The following is a 15,633-nucleotide window of genomic DNA, read 5'->3' on the forward strand; positions in this document are numbered from 1 at the left end:
TTTTTCAGCGCCCTCTAAGGCAATCTTTGCGCTCCCGTTGGCGCCGCTGGCCACAAAGATTACGTCATGATCATTTTTCAACTGATCCAGAGTGAGGTCTTTTCCAATGCTAGTGTTCCCCTTAAAATGGATACCCCATTCCAAAATGTCATTGATGTCTTTATCCAGCCTCTCTTCAGGCAGCCTGTAGTCGGGTATGCCATATCGCATCAGGCCGCCCGGTTTGGGAAAACTGTCAAAAACCGTGACTTCGTGCCCTTTGCCTGCCAGATAATAGGCCGCGGTGAGGCCCGCAGGGCCAGCCCCGACAATTGCGACTTTCCGGCCTGTCTTATCAGCGATCTTCTTCTTTTGCTTCCAAGCATCTCCTCCCTTGTCCACCGCAGCACGCTTAATGGCCCGAATAGCAATAGGGTCTCCAAACTGTTTGTAGGCGCACACATCTTCACAAGGGGCAAAACAGGCGTCTGCACATACGGTTGGAAATGGCAGCTTCTCACGTAAAATGGCAACAGCAGCGTCATATTTTTTATCCCTGACCGCGCGGATGTACCTGGGTACGTCCACCTGAACGGGACAAGCTTCCGTGCAACGCGGCATAATAAAACCACTGCTCAACACGCGTTTAGAACTCATGGGCCTTCTCCTTTAAGATAAATGAATGGGCCGAAGGTAAATAATAATGATCGAATCGGCTATTCCTCCACAAATGCGTCCGCTTCCTCCAGGGCCTTACCATGGCAGAAACTGCCTCGCCTATCTCAGCCCGGGTGGCAGTGAGGGCCGTCGCCATGACCATGACATTCGAGTGTAATCTTCCGGTGTCCCGGCCGGAAGGGCCTTGGGGCTGAAGGACCAGGCATGAATTTGCTATCATCCTTGAGGACGCTCCAGTATTTCTTGACATCTGGATTGCTACTTAATACACTATCACATTAATTCCTGGTATACAAAATAAAAAATACCTGAAAGGCAAAACGAGGGAGCATAGCCGCTCAGTGCCTCACTCAGCGTGACCAAGTAATAACTTGCATGGTTGATATAAATCCTTTAGATTAAAGGTCCTTATGGAAGGAAGGCGTGAAATGAGAGCGTTCTCTATACTGATGAAAGATCAACTTCGAAAAAATAAACATTTAAAGGAGGAAAAGGTCATGATGCAAAAAAAATTTTTGATCGGGCTTACGTGTGCCTTCTTTTTTTTAACCGTTTTTACTTCCGCTACTGTCCTGGCCCGGGTTAAAGATACGGTCCGGTTGGGCATGCATTCGGATGCCACCACGGTGAACCCGTTTCAGTACAAAACCGTCCAGGATGAGGTCACATTCCTGTCCATGTTTCAGGGGCTGAAGAAAGACGATACTCAAACCGGAGACCCGGTGTTCTGCCTGGCTGAGTCCATCAAGATTATGGAGAATGGCAAGGATATCTGGGTGAAACTTAGAAAGGGCCCGAAGTTTTATACAGGCGATCCGGTTACGGCGCATGATGTTCGGTTTTCATGGGCGCAGCACCTGGACCGAAAGAATAAAAGTTTGTTAAGGTCGGTCTACAGAAAGATCAAGGATGTTGAGATCATAGATGATTACACCTTCATTTATCGGTTTAAAAAACCGTTTGCCCCCTGGGAAATCCTGATGACCATGTCCATCGGGCCGAAGAAATACTTCGAAAAGGTGGGTCGGGAAGCCTTTACCAAACATCCTCTGGGCAGCGGGCCTTTTTCCTTTGTCGAACGAAAGATTGGCGAGAGCATTACCCTTCAGGCCGTGAAAAATCATCACGATTACAAGGTTGATTTCAAGATTTTGAAGATCATCATTGTCCCTGATGAAATGACACGAGTGGCCATGCTGGAGACAGAAGAACTGGATCTGATATACCGCATTCTGCCTCACCAGGTGAAAAGGCTTGAACGTAATAAGCGAATCAAGATCAAAAGGTCAGACCAAACCCCGAATTTTTTCGAGATAGCCTTCAGGACGCTCACCGATGACATTATCAAGGACCGCAAACTGAGGCTGGCCTTCCAGTATGCCATCAACCGGCAGGAGATTGTGGATATGGTCTTCTTTGGAGAGGGTTACCCTCACTATATGAACGCCGATCACCTCGAACTCGGCTATGATCCAACCTACAAGGTAGAATTCAACCCGGAAAAGGCCCGGGAGTTAGTGAAACAATCGAGTTATAAACCCGGGACACCCCTCATTCTCACTCGCGGAGGCGAGATGGTAAACTCGCTGCCCGTGTGTACCGCCATCCAGAACTATATGAAAGACGTGGGTGTGACCATCAAAATGCGGCAGATGGAAGTGGGTACCTTTCTGGCCTTGTCCAGAAAGCAGGACCCGAGACTGGGTCACCTGACCACCTCTACATGGCCCGGAAGCCGAGACCCAATCTGGCGTCTGATGTTCTCCGTGAAGAGCGATGGATTCTACTGCACCTATCCCGGACGACCGGACCGGGAGGTCCTGGATAAATTGATTGAAGCGCAGGCTGTAGAAATGGATAAAGAGAAGCGATTAGTCATCCTGAAAAAGATTCACGAGATTTATAATCAAGATCCTTCACGCCTTCCTTTATTCGGTCTGAATATGATCTACGGTATGGCGAACTGGCTGGATTATAATTGGATCCCTAAAAACTATGAACCTTCTCAGTTATGGACTATCAGGATTGTGAAATAAACAAAAATCTCAGTAAGTTAAACAGCTGTTGGCGTGATGATGATCAATCTTAAATAAGGAGTTGTTATGAGTACCGGTCGAATTCGTATCCCTGCCTCAGGGATACCCGCAGATGAGTTGCTGGCCCGCATGCAAGATATGCGCGACGAAGACGCCGATTGGAAAAGCGGCAGAACCTTTAGCCTGGTCTATTTTGCCGGTGAGAGGCATACCGAGCTGTTGAAAAAGGCCTACACCATGTTCTTCTCAGAAAACGCCCTGAACCCCAATGCGTTTCCAAGTTTGAGGCAGTTCGAAAACGAGGTGGTGGCCATGACCGGCGCGATGCTGGGCGGCGATGAGAACGTGGCGGGCACCATGACCACCGGCGGCACGGAAAGCATCCTCATGGCTATGAAAACCTATCGCCAGTGGGCCCGAGCCACTAAGCCGGGGATCACCAAGCCAGAGGTGCTTTTGCCTCTCACTGCCCACCCGGCCTTTGAGAAGGCATGTGCTTATTTTGATCTCAAGGCTGTCCATGCCCCGATCAATAGTGATTTTCAGGCAGATGTCAAAGAGATGGAAAAACTGATAACCAAAAACACCATCGTTATGGTCGGATCAGCTGTCGCCTACCCACACGGGGTCGTAGACCCGATCCCGGAATTGGCGGGCCTAGCAAAGAAAAGGGATATTGGCTTCCATGTTGATGGCTGCCTGGGTGGGTTTATGCTTCCCTGGCTTAAAAAACTCGGATACCCCATCCCGGATTTTGATCTCTCCGTGCCAGGCGTTACTTCCATTTCTGCTGATATCCACAAGTATGGATACGCCTCAAAAGGGACGTCTGTCATTCTTTACTGTGATCAGGACCTGCGCCGCCACCAATTCTTCACTTATAGCTCTTGGCCTGGAGGAATCTATGCCTCTCCCTCCATGGCCGGAACAAGGGCAGGTGGGGCCATTGCCACGGCATGGGCAGCCATGATGGGCATGGGGGAAGATGGGTATATGCGTCTTCAAAAAAAGACCATGGAAACCGCCAGGGCTTTGATGGCAGGCATCAACGACATGGACGAGCTATACATCCTGGGCAAACCGGTCATGACCGTGTTTGCCTTTGCCTCCGATACACTGGACGTCTTTGCCTTGGCAGACGCCATGGCTCGGCGTGGATGGCATCTTAATCACCTGCAATTCCCAGCATGCCTCCACATGATAGTCTCCGCGGCCCACGCCGGGGTGGTGGAACCTTTCCTCTCCGATATGCGAGAGTCGGTGGCAGAGGTCAAGGCCAACCCACAATCTTCCCAGGAAGGAAGCGCGGCCATGTATGGCATGCTGGCCTCCATCCCGGAACGCAGCACCGTGGACGAATATGTCGTGAATGCCCTGGATCGTCAGTTCACATATACACCAAAGGTATCAAAGGAAAAGGAGCGGAACTCGTAGCCGTCCCATTATACCCCATAGGCGGGTGGCCCCGACAACATTTGTTGGGGTCGAAGCGACAAGAGGGTTGATCGGGACAGGCTGGTCGGATATGATGAATTTATGAATAAACGATTCATCATCTTTGAGGTTGAAAAAGAATGTCCGAATTGAACTCAGCCGCCGAATACCATGATCGGACCAGGTATACCCGGGACCGCATGTCCGGTTCTGGCCTGGACTGGTCCAACCAGCCCCGGACGACCAAGGCTTATCCCGGAGCTGAGACAGTGCCTCTGCCGCGCGAACTCACCCTGCCTCGGATCGAGGTCTCGCGGGCCCTTTTAGGACGCCTGAAAAGGTCGCCTGAGCCGTTGAACCTGTCCGTGCTAGCTGAACTTCTTTATATGGCTTATGGCTTTACCACACAGTTTGATTATGGGACTCAGGTCTTCCAATACCGTTCCGCCCCCTCAGCCGGAGCCCTTTACCCCACGGAAATCTACCTGGCGGCTCGGGGGGTGGATGGTCTGGCCGACGGTCTCTATCATTACTCTCTGAACGATTTTTCCTTGGCGCTTCTTCGTCCGGGCCCTCCGCCTGCAAAGATACCTGCTCCATCGCTCATTTTAAGCAGCATTTTCTTCCGCAGCGCCTGGAAGTATCGGGAACGCGGCTTCAGATACTGCCTGCTAGACACCGGGCATGTGGCTGAAAACCTGATGCTCATCAGCCCGACCCTCGGGCTTGAGCCCCAACTTGAGACCGACTTTGATGACGACCCTGTCAACAGGTATCTGGATCTCGACCCAACGCTAGAAAGGGCCTTGTGCCTCATCAGATTAGGTTCGCCAATTTCGTCTTCGTCAGCAGCGGCCTCTAGCCCTGAGGAAGCTGGTTCAGTCCCCGGCCTGCCGCAGGCTGAACCTCTTGCGCCCCGGGAAGAGACGTTTGACCTGATTACCGCTGTCAGCCAATTAACTTCAGCACACCTGACCCGAAAACAACCTCTCTCCCTGGAACGGCCAGCCGGGCTGGCAGTCTCTCTCCCAAAATTAGCCTGGGATGAATTTACAGGGCCGACCCTGGTTGAAGCCTTACAGAAACGGCGGTCTCGCCGCAATTTCAGGCCCTCGGACCTTGAAAAGGAAAGCCTGGCCCGGGTTCTTGATATGGTGGCCGCTCCAGATCCAGGCACCTTGATCAATCTGGGCCTGGCCGTTAGCTCCATCCAGGACCTGCCAGACGGTTACTACCTCTTCAGGCCTGAAACTCACGACCTCAAGCAGCATAAAGGAGGCTTCTTAAGCCTGGCCATCAGTTCCGACGCCTTTCATCAGGACTGGCTTAGCCGGGCCAGCCTCATCCTGGTCCTGACCGCGCCGCTAGCGGAACTCGAAGGCTCGCTCGGCCCCCGGGCGCTGCGCCTGGCCTACCTGGCAGCCGGCCGGCTGGGCCAGCGGGCCTACCTGGCAGCCGAATACATGGGCTGGGGCTGCTGCGGCGTGGGCGCATTTTATGACGCAGACCTCCACCAGACCTTAAGCCTCCCTCAGGGCGAAGAAATCCTCTACCTGGTTGCATTGGGTTCGATAAAGAAAAGAACCCATGGCGGCCGACCGGAAAAGGCTTAGCTGATTCGGAGTTTTTCTGGGGGATATTTTTCCTGAATCCAGGGCACTTTATCATTTTGAGCACTTCTTCTCTTCTAACCCTTTAAAATTATTTTGCTTAATAATTAATATAATTTTTTAAAAATCCTATACCTATATTTTTTTGCCTCCCCCTGGGGTTGACTTCCACCAGAGCTGATTTATGTTTCTAGTAAAGGAGCTAGTGGTGCGGTTTTTTTATGAGGCAAAAACCGATGAGAAAAGCTGACGAGAAAACAGATTCTGGTAATGAAAGCATAGAGTTCCATTACCAGATTAAACCTGATTCCGATAGGCCTCCCCATCAGGTCGGGTCAGAGGAAGATCAGCCGCAGACTTCTGCGCGGCCTGCAGAAACGTCTGAGGAGATCATGGCGCCCTATTTCAGGGAGATGAGAAATATTGAACTCTTAAGCCCTGAAGAGGAGCTTGAACTGGGACGCCGGATTAAGGAGGCACAAACCGCACTTCTCGATCTGTTCCTCAAAGGCCGGACCAGCTTCCTTCCCCTGCGGTCTTACAAGAGGAAGCTGAAAAAGTGGCTAAATAAAAAGAAAACGTCCCGTGAACCCATTGAGTACATCTTTCAGGAGATGGAACGGGCGGTGCAAGCTGTTGAGAAGGTAAAGCGGCCTGAATCTGAATTGAGAACTTTTATCAAAGATTATAAGCGGTTGTGCGAGGAGCTGAACACGGCCATGGGCGAAATGGTGGCGGCCAATTTACGGCTGGCTGTTAATATCGCCAAGCGGTTTTCCCACCGCGGCATGCCTTTGCCTGATTTGATCCAGGAGGGGAACGTGGGATTAATGAAGGCTGTGGCCCGGTATGATTACTCCACGGGCAACCGATTTTCTACTTTTGCCTCCTGGTGGATTCGCCAGACCATCTCACGGGCCCTGTATGATCAGGGTCGGACCATTCGTGTGCCGGTTCATTTCATGGAGGCCCGTAATATCTTTTACAGGTCTTACTTTGAACTGGTCAAGCGATTAGGACGAGAACCGACCCTTTTTGAAACAGCCGAATGTTCCGGTTTGAGCCTGGAGAGGATCCTGACCATCATCCAGATGAGCCGGGAACCGGTTTCTTTAGAAACACCCATCAGCGAAGACGGTGATTTGCTGGGTGATTTGATTGAGAATGAAGAGGTGACCTCTCCGCTTGATGCGCTCCAGGATAATGAGCTTTATCTTCTGACCGAAGCGGCCCTGGATACGCTTACTCCCAGAGAAAAGCAGATCCTCTGTATGCGGTTCGGGCTGGGAGATGAGGATACCTGTACCCTGGAAAAAGTCGGCCAGGCCTTGAATATCTCTCGTGAACGGGTACGCCAGTTGGAGAAACGGGCCTTAAAACGCCTGCGTCATTCTCCCCAGCGGCACAAGCTCAAAAACTACGTCTCCGGATAATATTTCAGGGTTCGGTCAGATCTCCAGCCGGTCCTAACAACTCCTTCAGATACCACCACGATAAGTCAACCTGCCATCAGATCATCATTGTTTGCGTGATCAGGACACTTAGAAAGACTGGCAAGAATACGTTCCAATTGAAAAAATTACGATTGTTTCGTTGCTAACGCTCCTTAACAATGACAATTCATAAAAATATTTATGATATGTCATTGCGAGCCCTTCGCTTTCGCTCTGGACAGGCTCCACGAGGTTATCTTTCCTTATAATTATTCTAAAAGTTCTTTTGCCAATCTCTATAGGTAATAAGGTAACTTTATCAGGCACATGCTTGGTTCAGAAAGGGCTCAGTCGGTTTTCTGAAGCGACTGTTTATCTGATGCTGGTTCAGGAAGAACAAGGCGAAGATAATCAGAGCGAGTGAGTCCAGGACGGATGGACGAGCGGGACGGCTGAACCCTTAGGGAGTTATTGGTGTTACCCATGTTTTGAAACTCTGGACTGGATCGAAGTATTCTATTGAAACCGCTTCCGCTTTTATGTAAAAAGAAACATCTTGATTTAATTTGATTTATCTTCTTTGTTTAAAGGCATAATGCCAGAGATTGAAATAAAAAATATCCTCGACCATATCGGCCGCACCCCGCTCGTTGAGATTAAACGCCTCAATCCCAACCCCAGGGTCAGGGTTCTGGCCAAGCTCGAAGGCTTCAACCCGGGTGGATCGGTTAAAGACCGTATCGCCAGGGCCATGATCGAGGCGGCTGAAAGAAGCGGCGAACTGACCAGAGACAGGATCGTCATCGAACCCACCAGCGGTAACACGGGCATCGGCCTGGCTCTGGTGTGCGCCGTAAAAGGCTACAGGCTGCTCCTGACCATGTCTGAGTCAGTCAGCATGGAAAGGCGGCACATCCTGACCGCTCTGGGGGCTGAAATCTTACTGACGCCGGGCCACCTGGGTACAGACGGCGCCATTGAGGAAGCCTACCGCATGGCCCGAGAAGACCCGGATAAATACTTCCTGCCCGATCAGTTCAACAATTCCGCCAATGTCGAGGCGCATTACGAGGGGACCGGCATGGAGATCTGGGAGCAGACCCACGGTCAGGTCATCGCCTTTGTCGCGGCTATGGGCACCACCGGAACTCTGATGGGTGTTTCTAAGCGCCTCAAGGAATTGAATCCCGATATTGAGATCGTTGGGGCTGAGCCTTTTCTCGGCCATAAGATCCAGGGCTTGAAAAACCTTAAGGAGGCCTATGTTCCGGGCATTTATGACCGGTCGCGCCTGGACGAATTGGTCAATGTGGACGATGAAGACGCCTTTGAGATGGCCCGCCGGCTGGCCCGTGAGGAAGGGATTTTCGCAGGCATGAGTTCAGGCGCGGCCATGCACGTGGCGCTTGAAAAGGCGCGAGGCATGGAGAGCGGTGTGCTGGTGGTGGTTCTGGCTGACGGGGGCGAACGCTACCTCAGCACGAATCTCTTCATCCCCAGGGAGAAGGCCGCCATCAGTTTCTATAATCTGCTCACCCGCACCAAGGAGCCATTACAGCCCATCCGGGCTGGCCGTGTCGGCGTTTACTCATGCGGCCCGGCGCTTTATTCGATCAAACAGGTGGCCACTTACCGTCATGTTATCATGGCCGACCTGCTGAAGCGGTATCTCAAATTTCGAGGCTTTGAGGTTCTTCACGTTATGAATATCGTGGACATTGATGACCGGACCATTAATGCCACGGCCGAAACTGGTCAAGACCTGAAGGAGTTTACTGAAAAGTATTTCCAGGAATTTTTGAGAGACTGTGAAACTTTGGGCGTGGAGCGCGCGGATGAGTATCCCCGGGCCGGTGACCACGTTGAGGACATGATCGCCCTGGCCGACAAACTGGTCGAAAAGGGCTTGGCCTATGAAAAACTCCGCTCACTCTATTTTGACATCTCCCGCTTTCACGACTATGGAAAGATCTCCGGAGTGGTTCTTTCCAAGGTCAAGGTGGGCAAGACCGTGGACCTGGACATCTATGAAAAGGAAAACCCGCGGGACTTCACCCTGTTCAAACGGTCAACCCTGACCGAACTGAAACGGGGCCTTCACTACCAGACCCGCTGGGGTTCGGTCAGACCTGGCTGGCACATTGAATGCGCCGCCATGTCAACCAGGTACCTCGGCCATCAGTATGACATTCATACCGGAGGCACGGACCTCAATTTCCCGCACCATGAAAACGTTAACGCCATCTGTGAGGCCGCCTTTGGCCAACCCATGGCACGGTACTGGGTTCACAGCGAACTGGTTTTGGTGGACGGCCAGAAGATGTCCCGGTCCCTGGGCAACGCCCCGACCGTGCGAGACCTCCTTGAGAAGGGTCATTCCGGCCGAGCCATCCGACTTTGGCTCCTTTCAACTCACTACCGTAAACCCCTGCTGTTCAGTCAGGATCGCCTCGAGGCCGCGGCTCACACCCTCGCCCGCCTGGACGAATTTATGGCCCGGATCAGACACGCCGCAAAAGGTGAGGGCGCGGCAGAGGTGAATCAGTACGTCTATGACCTGCGCCAGAATTTTATGAGGTCCTTAGACGATGATCTCAACATTGCCGGCGCCTTGTCCGCCTTGTTCACCTTCATCCGGCGTCTTAACCCGTTGCTGGATAAAAAGAAGCTTAACCGGGAAAACCTGGACCAGATCGAGCGGCTCCTCAAGCAGCTCAACCAGGTACTCAATATCATGGATTTCGAGTCGAAGACCCTGGACGAGGAGTGCCAGAAACTCCTGAAGGAAAGGGAGCAGGCCCGTCAGGCGAAAAACTGGGCTGAGGCTGACCGGTTACGTGATCTGCTCCGGGAGAAAGGCATTAATGTCATTGACACCCCCTCTGGGACCCGGTGGCAGAGAGGCTAGCCTTTGGCTTTTCTTTTAATCTTAGCAAGTGGTAATATATGAAAGCTAATTTTATGCGATGCAAGAATGAAAGTAGATTGCCTACTTGCAAAAAAAATTTTTCAACAAGCATAAGTGCGATATATTTAAATATGGTAAAAGTAGATTGAGAGGGACTCCGATAGATTTAATTATATTAAGCTACTCTTAAGAGGCCGTATATGAAGAAAGCAAAGAGCAAGTCACTTCGCTTCACTCGTGTCGCTATCGAAAACTGGCGTAACTTTGCCCACATTGATGTGGGTCTTGAAAGACGTGTTATTCTATTCGGCCCCAATGCATCGGGGAAATCAAATTTTTTAGATATTTTTCGCTTCCTCAGGGACATTGCCTCGGTTGGTGGCGGATTTCAGGAGGCTGTCCGAAAAAGAGGAGGTGTCTCCAGCCTGCGATGCCTGGCGGCCCGGCGCTATTCAGATATCGTTATTCACCTACATTTAGGTGGAACTGAAAATCCAAACATCTGGCAGTATGAGCTTCACTTTAATCAAGATACACAGAGGATTCCCTATATAAAAAAAGAAAAAGTATCGCGGGGAGAGGAAATAATTTTAAATCGTCCTGATAAACAGGACCACGGGGATGAAGCCCGTTTGACTCAAACCCATCTGGAACAAGTTTACGCCAACCAGGAGTTTCGGGATATAGCCGGCTTTTTTTCATCAGTTCATTATTACCATTTAGTTCCCCAATTGGTTAGGGACCCGGAACGTTCAGTCGGGCGAAAAAATGATCCATATGGTGGTGACTTTCTTGAGAAGATTGCAAACACGCCTGAAAATACACGGAATGCCCGATTAAGGCGAATCATTGAAGGCCTGAAGGTCGCTGTGCCGCAATTAAAGGAACTGAAGTTATGGAGAGACCCTCGTGGACTGTGGCATCTTCGTGGTAGATACGAACACTGGCGGCCTCGGGGAGCGTGGCAGACGGAAGATCAGTTCTCAGACGGCACGTTAAGGTTAATGGGTTTGCTCTGGGCCGCGCTTGAAGGCGGAGGTCCTCTGCTTTTAGAGGAACCTGAGCTATCCCTGCATCCTGAAGTAGTAAGGCATATTCCCGAGACATTTCATCGAATCCAGCGCCGTAGCGGCAGACAAATAATAATGAGTACACAATCAAGTGAATTGTTGGAAGGAGAAGGAATCGGTTTAGACGAAGTATTAATGTTACGTCCCGATGCTGAAGGGACTTCAGTTGAACCTCTTAGTGATCAAGAAAATGTCAAGCCTCTCTTGGATAGCGGACTGAACCTAGCTGAAGTAGTTATTCCTTATACCCGTCCTGCTAATGTTGAACAGTTGTCACTGTTTGCTGATTAAGTGCATGCCTGATAACCAGTCAGTTATGATTTCCGGTGCAGTAGAAGGTCCTATTGATGAAGTAGTGTTAAAGCGGCTTCTATCTTATATCGGGGCTATTCCAGGACCAATCCATATTACAAACGGCAAGGGAAAACTTTTAAACAAATTAAATGGATATAACCATGCCGCCCGTTATAATCCCTGGGTGGTATTAATTGATCTCGATTACGATAAGGCATGCGCTCCTCCCTTTATCGCACAGAAGCTTCCTGATCCTGGGCCATGGCTTTGTTTTAGGGTTGCGGTGAGAGAAGTCGAGGCCTGGCTATTAGCGGATCAAGAGCATCTGGCTACTTTTCTTAGTATCCCCAAAACGCGTATTCCAACAGCACCTGAGGCACTTAACGCTCCTAAAAGAACGATGGTGGATTTGGCTAGGCATTCCCGTCGGTCAGCAATTCGAGAGGATATGGTTCCCAGGCCAGAGAGTGGTCGTAAAATAGGACCGGCTTATAATTCCCGTCTGATTGAATTCGTCAGTGATACAGTAAATGGATGGCGACCAGATGTGGCAGCTCAGCGTTCTGAAAGTTTAGAACGGTGTCTAAAGTGTATGCAGGCATTAGCTAAAAATTGGAGAAATAGGTAAAGAAGTCATATAGAAAAAATAGATCTGATTTAACAACTCCTTACTAATATATTATTTTTGCCATCAGCCCACTTTATTGACCTTTTCTCCTTGTGGGCTGGAATAAGTCTTATCGGTTAGAATATAACCTTTTTACAATAACTTAGAGCCCAACCATCTCGGCCTTGTCCATGATCACATCCATAAAAAAGGGAATTTATGACCGGTAATTCATAATTTTTGTTCAGCAAGCCCTTCATTGTTTAAGCCATTTTTCCAAGGGGAGGAACTCCTGGTGTCAAAAAAACCGACCTGTGAAGAATTTAAACGAAAAATCGAGGAATTAGAGAAAGAAACCATCAGCCTCATGAAGACTGAGGACGCGCTCAAGGAATCGGAAAGGAAGTTCAGGCTCCTGGCAGAACAATCGCCCAACATGATCTTTATCAACTATAAAGGTAAAGTCGTTTACGCTAACAAGTGTGCCGAAGAAGTTCTGGGATATACCAGAGAAGAATTCTATGCCGCGGATTTCGACTTCCTCTCCCTAATAGCGCCGGAATATAGAGAACTGGTTAAAGCAAATTTTAACAAACATTTAAAAGGTGAGGAGGTCGAGCCCTATGAATACGCTCTCTTGACCAAAGACGGCAGAAGGATCGAGGCCATCACCACCACCAGATTGCTGAATTATGACGGGGAAAAGGCCATCCTCGGAACGGTCACTGACATCACCAAGCACAAATTCGTGGAGGAGGCGCTCCACCGGGAACAGGAAAGGTTCCGCATCCTGGTGGAAGCGTCTCCGCTGGCCATCTCCATGATCGGGCAAGACGGTCATTATGAATATGTCAACCCAAAATTCGTGGAGATGTTCGGATATCGTTTAGAGGATATTCCCACCGGACGAGAATGGTTTGCCCAGGCCTATCCGGACGGGGAATACCGGCAGCAGGTCATGACAGCATGGATCAAAGACCTTAAAGATTTAAAAAGCTGTGAAGGCAGATCCAGAACATTCACAGTGACCTGTAAAGACGGCTTGAAAAAAATAATACTATTTAGACCCATGACTCTGGCCACAGGGCAGCAGTTTGTCACCTATGAAGATATCACCAGCCAGAAGAGGGCGGAGGACGCGCTGCGGGAAAGCGAGAAAAAATACCGCGACCTCGTGGAAAATATGAATGATGTGATTTATCAAACCGATGAGAAGGCCGTGGTAACCTATGTCAGTCCGAACATTGAATTGATCGGCGGATACCATCAGTCAGAAGTCATTGGCAGAAAATTCACCGATTTCGTCTATAAGCAAGACCTGCCTGACCGCATGAAGCGATTTCAGGATATAGTGTCTGGAGGCAATGTGCCAACTGAATACCGGTATGTGAAGAAATCCGGCCAAATCATCTGGATAAGAACCACGGCCAGGCCCATATTCAAGGAAAATCGCGTTATCGGGGTGCAGGGGATTTTAACAGATATCACAGATCGTAAGCTGGCTGAGGAAGCCTTGCGAAAAGCTGATGCCAGGTTGAGAAGACATCGTGACCGACTCGAAGAAACGGTCAAAAAACGAACCCTGGAACTGGAAGAAAAAAACAAGGAACTTAAGTCCCAGTCTCAGAAGTTAGAAGAAATGAACTCAGCCTTGAGAATCCTGCTTGAGCAGAGAGAAACCGATAAGGAGGATTTTGCCAGGACTCTGATCCAGAACTTAAGGACCCTGGTTTTACCTTATCTGGAACAGTTGAGAGGAAAGCAGCCATCCCCAGAGCACGACGCCAGCCTGGAGATCGCTATGTCCAATTTGCAGGATATCCTGTTCTCTTTCAGCTCGACCCTGGCCACAAGGTACTCCAGCCTCACCCCTCGCGAAATCCAGGTGGCCAGTCTCATCCGGGACGGAAAATCAAGTAAGGAGATCGCGCAGCTATTTAACCTTTCTGTGCGAAGCGTTGAATATTACCGTGAAAATGTTCGAAAGAAGATGGGGCTGGCAAATAAAAAGATAAATCTCCGTTCTTACTTGTTTTCTTTAAAATAATCCCATATTTTCTACCGTATTATCCAAGCAATAATTACGTAATACATTCCTTTAAATTCCTGCTAAATTAACCCTGCTTTACTTCAAGGTACGATACTTAAGAAAGTAATTTCCAGTGGCGCCCAAGATTAAGGAATCCCCCGGCCGGACAGCGGGGCCTTTGAGTGTTAAGACAGCCAGGACCTCATTTGTTCATCAAGGTGGATTTGTATGTTTTCAAGAGTATTAAATGGAAGTTAAAAAGAAATCAAACGGGCAGCCAGTAAATAAACTCCAGGAACTGCTCGACCTAGTTTCAAAATTGGGAATTTTGGAGAACGATCGCAATTTATCGGCAGAGGAACGGTTTATTTTAGAGAAACGGCTTAAGACCTTATTAGAACTGCTCATTCGAGAATGAGAATTTCGCCCTGATCAAATTAAAGAATCAGAATGAATAAAGTTTCAAAAAAGACCTTCGACCAGATTCTTGCTCGACTGGAAGGGCTGCCTTCCTTGCCTGTGACAGTGGCTGCCATACTGGAGGTTTTGAACAATCCTGAGTCTTCGGCTCAGGAGTTATCAGAGGCTTTAAGTTACGAACAATCCCTGGCTTCCCGTGTTCTCAAGCTGGTCAACTCGGCCTACTACGGCTTTCCTCGCAGAATTGACACCCTCAGTAAAGCGGTCACCATCCTCGGGTACAACTCCATCCGAAACATTATCCTGGTCACAAGCATCTTCGATTCTCTGGACAAGGGTTCAAAGGCCAGGTCCCTGGATCGGAAGGGTTTCTGGCAGCATGCCCTGGGGTGCGGCGCCGCGGCCCAGGTTATGGGAACGAAACTCGGATTCAGACAGGGTGAAGAGCTGTTCCTGGCCGGTCTGCTTCATGACATTGGGAAAGTCATCTTGGATGCCTTTCTCCATGAAGAATACAGCCAGGTGTTAAAGGTGTGCCAGGAGGAAAATCTACTGCTGTTCGAGGCTGAAGAGCAGGTCCTGGGGGTTACGCATGAGGATTTCGGATGCTGGCTGGCCGAGACCTGGAACCTGCCTTACAACCTGACCGAGGCTATTTCCCATCACCACGAGCCACCGGAAAGTAAGGAATATTTCATCATAACCAGCCTGGTCCACATCGGGGATATACTGACCCGGGCCCTTGAAGTGGGCCACGGCGGGGACGATCTGATCCCGGCCATTAACCGCCAGGCCTGGGTAGCCCTGAAACTGAACCCCGCCTTTCTGCAAGATTTGATCGAAGATTTTGAAAACAAGCTCCAGCAGGCCCAGGATTTCATGCCTGATAATTCTTGCTGAGATCGAGTGGACCAACACCCCCGGCAGGAAGTAGTGATGACAATTCAAATAAAATCCTGCTCGGCCCAGACACGCAGACAGTTCAGCCTCTTATCCTAATTAGCAAAACTAGACAAGATTCTCCAGGACATCGTCAAAGGAGTACTTATCGTCCATTGGAAAATATTCTTACCATTCTCTCTCAGCACCGGGCCGCTGATTAGTAGCTCAAACCATTGTCCTTATGAACAAGGCA

At 49.8% G+C, this 15,633-nt stretch carries 12 protein-coding genes; 10 read left to right on the forward strand and 2 right to left on the reverse strand.

Features of this window, described 5'->3' with window-relative positions:
• Both JRI95_11830 and JRI95_11835 read right to left on the reverse strand, forming a co-directional pair.
• A partial coding sequence (locus JRI95_11830) for an FAD-dependent oxidoreductase (protein ID MBW2062235.1) occupies window positions 1-636 on the reverse strand: 636 nt, incomplete at its 3' end.
• On the reverse strand, window positions 626-877 hold the full coding sequence (locus JRI95_11835; GenBank protein MBW2062236.1) for a hypothetical protein: 252 nt from the start codon (window positions 875-877) through the stop codon (window positions 626-628). The genes JRI95_11835 and JRI95_11830, both read right to left, overlap by 11 nt.
• Before the next feature lie 277 nt (window positions 878-1,154).
• Between JRI95_11835 and JRI95_11840 the strand changes: the two genes are divergently transcribed.
• The 10 genes from JRI95_11840 to JRI95_11885 all read left to right on the forward strand — a co-directional run bounded on the left by JRI95_11840 (window position 1,155) and on the right by JRI95_11885 (window position 15,398).
• Window positions 1,155-2,693, forward strand: coding sequence for an ABC transporter substrate-binding protein (locus JRI95_11840; protein ID MBW2062237.1), 1,539 nt, complete (start codon window positions 1,155-1,157; stop codon window positions 2,691-2,693).
• Window positions 2,694-2,759: 66 nt separating this feature from the next.
• Window positions 2,760-4,127 carry an aspartate aminotransferase family protein gene (locus JRI95_11845; GenBank protein MBW2062238.1) on the forward strand — a complete coding sequence of 456 codons (1,368 nt, stop codon included), beginning with the start codon at window positions 2,760-2,762 and terminating at the stop codon, window positions 4,125-4,127.
• Between the two features lie 140 nt (window positions 4,128-4,267).
• On the forward strand, window positions 4,268-5,740 hold the full coding sequence (locus tag JRI95_11850; protein ID MBW2062239.1) for a SagB/ThcOx family dehydrogenase: 1,473 nt from the start codon (window positions 4,268-4,270) through the stop codon (window positions 5,738-5,740).
• Window positions 5,741-5,973: 233 nt separating this feature from the next.
• Window positions 5,974-7,170 carry a sigma-70 family RNA polymerase sigma factor gene (locus tag JRI95_11855; GenBank protein MBW2062240.1) on the forward strand — a complete coding sequence of 399 codons (1,197 nt, stop codon included), beginning with the start codon at window positions 5,974-5,976 and terminating at the stop codon, window positions 7,168-7,170.
• A gap of 595 nt (window positions 7,171-7,765) precedes the next feature.
• Window positions 7,766-10,078, forward strand: a complete 2,313-nt coding sequence (locus JRI95_11860; protein ID MBW2062241.1) for a cysteine--tRNA ligase — start codon at window positions 7,766-7,768, stop codon at window positions 10,076-10,078.
• A 200-nt stretch (window positions 10,079-10,278) separates the two neighbouring features.
• Window positions 10,279-11,439, forward strand: a complete 1,161-nt coding sequence (locus JRI95_11865; GenBank protein MBW2062242.1) for an AAA family ATPase — start codon at window positions 10,279-10,281, stop codon at window positions 11,437-11,439.
• 4 nt (window positions 11,440-11,443) lie between these two features.
• A complete protein-coding gene (locus JRI95_11870) occupies window positions 11,444-12,070 on the forward strand; it encodes a hypothetical protein (protein MBW2062243.1) in 627 nt (208 codons plus the stop codon).
• A gap of 274 nt (window positions 12,071-12,344) precedes the next feature.
• On the forward strand, window positions 12,345-14,096 hold the full coding sequence (locus tag JRI95_11875) for a PAS domain S-box protein (GenBank protein MBW2062244.1): 1,752 nt from the start codon (window positions 12,345-12,347) through the stop codon (window positions 14,094-14,096).
• Between the two features lie 229 nt (window positions 14,097-14,325).
• Complete coding sequence (locus JRI95_11880; GenBank protein ID MBW2062245.1) at window positions 14,326-14,496, forward strand: hypothetical protein; 171 nt, start codon at window positions 14,326-14,328, stop codon at window positions 14,494-14,496.
• 32 nt (window positions 14,497-14,528) lie between these two features.
• Entirely contained in the window at window positions 14,529-15,398 is an 870-nt protein-coding gene (locus JRI95_11885) for an HDOD domain-containing protein (protein ID MBW2062246.1), read from the forward strand.
• Window positions 15,399-15,633: the final 235 nt, after the last annotated feature.

It is taken from the genome of Deltaproteobacteria bacterium (genome assembly GCA_019308995.1).
Classification (GTDB): domain Bacteria; phylum Desulfobacterota; class Desulfarculia; order Adiutricales; family JAFDHD01; genus JAFDHD01.

Excerpts from the sequence above, each read along its gene's own strand:
- JRI95_11850 (MBW2062239.1), top strand. The coding sequence starts at position 4,268 with ATGTCCGAATTGAACTCAGCCGCCGAATACCATGATCGGACCAGGTAT.
- JRI95_11870 (MBW2062243.1), top strand. The coding sequence starts at position 11,444 with ATGCCTGATAACCAGTCAGTTATGATTTCCGGTGCAGTAGAAGGTCCT.
- JRI95_11845 (MBW2062238.1), top strand. The coding sequence starts at position 2,760 with ATGAGTACCGGTCGAATTCGTATCCCTGCCTCAGGGATACCCGCAGAT.
- JRI95_11885 (MBW2062246.1), top strand. The coding sequence starts at position 14,529 with ATGAATAAAGTTTCAAAAAAGACCTTCGACCAGATTCTTGCTCGACTG.
- JRI95_11880 (MBW2062245.1), top strand. The coding sequence starts at position 14,326 with ATGGAAGTTAAAAAGAAATCAAACGGGCAGCCAGTAAATAAACTCCAG.
- JRI95_11840 (MBW2062237.1), top strand. The coding sequence starts at position 1,155 with ATGATGCAAAAAAAATTTTTGATCGGGCTTACGTGTGCCTTCTTTTTT.
- JRI95_11855 (MBW2062240.1), top strand. The coding sequence starts at position 5,974 with ATGAGAAAAGCTGACGAGAAAACAGATTCTGGTAATGAAAGCATAGAG.
- JRI95_11865 (MBW2062242.1), top strand. The coding sequence starts at position 10,279 with ATGAAGAAAGCAAAGAGCAAGTCACTTCGCTTCACTCGTGTCGCTATC.
- JRI95_11860 (MBW2062241.1), top strand. The coding sequence starts at position 7,766 with ATGCCAGAGATTGAAATAAAAAATATCCTCGACCATATCGGCCGCACC.
- JRI95_11835 (MBW2062236.1), bottom strand. The coding sequence starts at position 877 with ATGATAGCAAATTCATGCCTGGTCCTTCAGCCCCAAGGCCCTTCCGGC.